Origin of the sequence: Marinomonas pollencensis (genome assembly GCF_003387375.1) — a bacterium.
GTDB lineage: Bacteria > Pseudomonadota > Gammaproteobacteria > Pseudomonadales > Marinomonadaceae > Marinomonas > Marinomonas pollencensis.
In genome coordinates this window covers 1-3,904 of sequence record NZ_QUNG01000017.1, presented here as the reverse complement: position 1 = coordinate 3,904, position 3,904 = coordinate 1, and the positions used below count along the sequence as shown (strand labels likewise).

Sequence of the window (3,904 nt, the reverse complement as noted above, 5' to 3'; positions counted from 1 at the left end):
ACTCAAAAAAGCTGGCTTTATTTCTGCCCCACTAGCCCTAAGCCTTCAGAAAATGGTCGGGCTTCGCAATATTGCCGTGCATGACTATCAAACACTAAACTTAGACATCGTAAAGTATGTGATCGAGCATCGATTAGGTGACTTTGAAAAGTTTGTTGAAGGTATAAAAAGCAGCGATTTCTTGAAATAAGTAAATTTCTACATTATTTTGAGTGTTTATAGTCTAAGGATAATGAAAGCTGTTTAAAATAATTAGAGAAAATCTAATAAATTTGGCTACAAACTTACAGAGTCTTATCTGGATATATTGCGAAGAATAAGGATTTACTGAGCTACTATGTCGCTAAATTACTATGTTTATGCACTAAAAGACCCAAGATCGAAACCAGCCAAGATTTTCTACATTGGCAAAGGGACAGGTAGTCGAAAGTCAGATCACGTCACAAAAGTAGATGAAACACGTAAAGGAATATTTATCCAAAGCATTTTGGATAGCGGTCACATCCCCATAATTTCAGTTCTCGTCAACAACATTTCCGAAGAACAAGCACTGAAGATCGAGCTCGAACTTATTAGCAGCATAGGGACGATTGATAATGATGGCTCTCTTTACAACTTAGTTATTCCCAAATCCATAAAACGAAAATTCGACGATAATGTCATAGTGCCTCTCGGGTCTCTAGAAAAAGCACAACTAGGATTGCAGCTACTGAAAGACTCAATTCTTGCGATAGCAGAAGAAAACCCTGATGGCGTTACAAACTCAGATTGTGCTCACTATCTAGGCTTGCAATCAGATAACGAAGGCAAGCAGCAAGATTACCTTACCTATAGTATTCTAGGTTTACTCATTAAAGAAGGTGCCCTTGTGAGTTCCAAAGTTGGCAACCGTAGAAAATACAAGAAAGTATGAGGTCATAATGGCAAAGTTAAAACCAAGGGCTAGGCTTATCCGTACCATAGGTGATAAGCTGATCAGCGGTCCAGAAGCCGCGATTATAGAACTAGTCAAAAATGCTTATGATGCTGATTCTCCATCTGTTGAGATCACCATATACCCGCCATCACTTGATGACTCAGGTAAGATAACTATAAGAGACTTTGGTCATGGAATGACTTACAACAACATTCTTAATGACTGGCTCGAGCCCGCCACAGATACAAAAACAAAGAACTCGCTATCAAAATCTGGAAGTCGAATTGTTCTAGGGGCTAAGGGCGTAGGGCGCTTTGCTTCAGCTCGATTAGGTAAAAAAATAACACTAACATCAGTAGCTAAATTAGATAATGCCTATCAGAAAAGCTCATTGAAACTCGACTGGGGTATATTCGAGTCCAATACATATCTTGACGATATAGATATAGACATAGATAAGACAGAGCTTAAAAGCGCCGATAATACTGGTGTAACTATACAAATAACTGATTTATCAACCATTTGGGATAAAAAAAAGGTTCAAAAACTAACCCGTGAACTTAGGCGTCTAGCTACACCTCAAACAGATCAAAGTACTCAATTTGATATACATCTCGACTTACAGCACTTCACTGAAAATAATCCTGAACCGTACAATTTTAATGGCCAACAGCTCCTGTTAGAGTCAAATAGTACAGGTGATGTGGTTGAAGAGAGCCAAACAAACAAAAAAACCCTAATAACACCATATAGAATCAGTAAAGAGTCAGATTATCATTTAGTAGGCGAATTTGATCTCGACGGCAAGTTTACTGGAACATTTACCATTGTTCGTGGTGATAACCAGCCAATTCAGTTGAATCTAGATGCTCCGCCACTTGAAATAGGAGAGCTAAGTTGCGGCCCTATTAGAGTTGACTTAAAACTTTATGACCTAGAAAAAGAATCCATTGAAAAATTGTTTGATCGAATGGGGCTCAATTTCTCTGAATTTGGTTTACGCAACGCAAGAAGCTTAATTTCTGAAAATACGGGTATTGGTATTTATAGAACTGGATTCAGGATTAGACCTTATGGTGAACCTGATAATGATTGGCTAAAGCTTGAAAGTCGAAGGGTGCAAAATCCATCTAGGAAAATTGGTCACGGCCAAATATCTGGAACTATTAGTGTTAGCTCAGAAAACGACTCAAACCTAATTGAAAGAAGTAGCCGTGAAGGGCTCGAGTCAAATAGCGCCTTCGATCGGCTGGTAACTTTAATAACTAACGTTCTAGTAAAAATAGAGCAAAGAAGGTTCGATTTCAGGGCTAAGGCTGGCATTAGTCGAAAACCAACCAAGCAGATAGATAAAGCTCGCGAATTATCATCTCTTGAGTCAATAACAAAGGCCGTTTATAGCCTTCCAGCAGAAGAACAAAAACCTCTATTACTAAAGATCGAAAAAGAGTCTCAAGCTCTAACTAAAGCCTTAGATGAAATTGAAGCTTATCAAAGTTTGCTAGAATCACGTGCAGCTTTAGGTATGGTTGTCGCTCAAGTAATTCATGACGGGAGAACTTACCTTGACCCTATTAGTTCATCAGCAAAATCTATTATTGAAAAAGCGCCGTTTGTTCTTGAGGATAGTAAAAGAGGAGAAGTAGTCCGTAAGTATTATCCTACCTATGGACAAGCAATATTAGATGGCTCTAAAGGTCTTTCCTCTTTATTTAAGTCTTTAGATCCAATTTCAGGCAGACGTAGAGGACGACCAACCACTTTCCTAGGGTTAGATAATATTAGCAACACATTAAACTTACTCGAAGAAACACTAATTGAATATTCGGTAACGGTTGAGCTAGATGTAGATGATGAACTTAAGCTCTATGGCTATCCAGGAGATTTACAATCGGCAATGGTCAATATCATTCACAACGCTATTCATTGGTTAAGTAGTACTAAAAATCCAAATAAAACAGTACAAATAGCATCACAAGTTGAAGGTTCTATGGCGAAGATTTCGATTTCCAACAATGGTCCACTGATAGATGAATACGATAAAGAAACTATTTTTGAAGCTGGCTTCTCTCTCAAATCAGATGGACACGGCCTAGGTCTGGCGATAGCTAAAGAAGCATGTAAAAGCAGTAATGGAGACTTATATCTAGACCGAAATTCAGTCGATACCTGCTTTGTTATTACTTACCCTATTTCACAGTAGACTAAACTATGAAACTAAACTTACTAATTGTAGAAGATTCAGCAGCAGTTCTCGCTCAATGGGAAGAGAAACTTGAGTTCTATTCAGTTGAAGAGTCACCAATATACGAAATCGAGCACAAAATAGTAACTAGCTTAAGCGAAGCTAAGCAGCTTCTAGATAATACTAGGTTTGATGCAGCTGTAGTTGATATACGCTTGGATGAAAATGGTGAACAAACCAATCATGGTAATGAAATCCTAAGCAGTTTATCTGATAATTCGCTGACTGTTTGTGCTGTATATACAGGGGAACCCGGTACGGAGATTGTCAAGGAACACCAAAAAGAATTTGTCCAAGTCTTCAAAAAGGGCGATGGGGATGGTATTGAAAATGTGCTGTCATGGTTAGATGAAAAGCTAAACATGGTATCAGCTATTAAGAGTATGCAAGACTCTTTTAGCAAATCCATGGCACAGGCCTTTACGAAATCTATTTGGCCACGATGGAGCTATTGGTTGGGTGCAGAAGAAGAGCCAGAACTTACTAAAAAAGCTCTGACTCGCCATATGGCAAGTCATCTCCACGCTTCCTTTCTTAACGAAGTCAGTGCAGTTCACCCAGAAGAGCATTACTTTATACCACCTCTTCAAGATAAGTTAGACACAGGAGATATAGTTAAGATTGAAGGTGAGTACTTTATTCTTGTGAGGTAGTCCTCCCTTTTTTAACTGCATTTAAAAGTAGAAGTTAAGCTGCTATGAGAGGTGGTTTACCTCCATTGCCTGTGTGTGGCCTTTCATGAT

Annotated in this window: 4 protein-coding genes; all 4 read left to right on the top strand. The window is 38.6% G+C overall.

Features of this window, described 5'->3' with window-relative positions; translation table 11 throughout:
- The coding region (gene hepT / locus DFP81_RS16550) for a type VII toxin-antitoxin system HepT family RNase toxin (protein ID WP_147299461.1) at window positions 1–190 on the top strand (190 nt) is incomplete at its 5' end.
- A gap of 147 nt (window positions 191–337) precedes the next feature.
- Window positions 338–913: a GIY-YIG nuclease family protein gene (locus DFP81_RS16545; protein ID WP_115899000.1), complete on the top strand. Its 576-nt coding sequence runs from the start codon at window positions 338–340 to the stop codon at window positions 911–913.
- 7 nt (window positions 914–920) lie between these two features.
- Complete coding sequence (locus DFP81_RS16540; protein ID WP_115898999.1) at window positions 921–3,119, top strand: sensor histidine kinase; 2,199 nt, start codon at window positions 921–923, stop codon at window positions 3,117–3,119.
- A gap of 8 nt (window positions 3,120–3,127) precedes the next feature.
- Complete coding sequence (locus DFP81_RS16535) at window positions 3,128–3,814, top strand: response regulator (protein WP_181903122.1); 687 nt, start codon at window positions 3,128–3,130, stop codon at window positions 3,812–3,814.
- Window positions 3,815–3,904 lie beyond the last annotated feature (90 nt).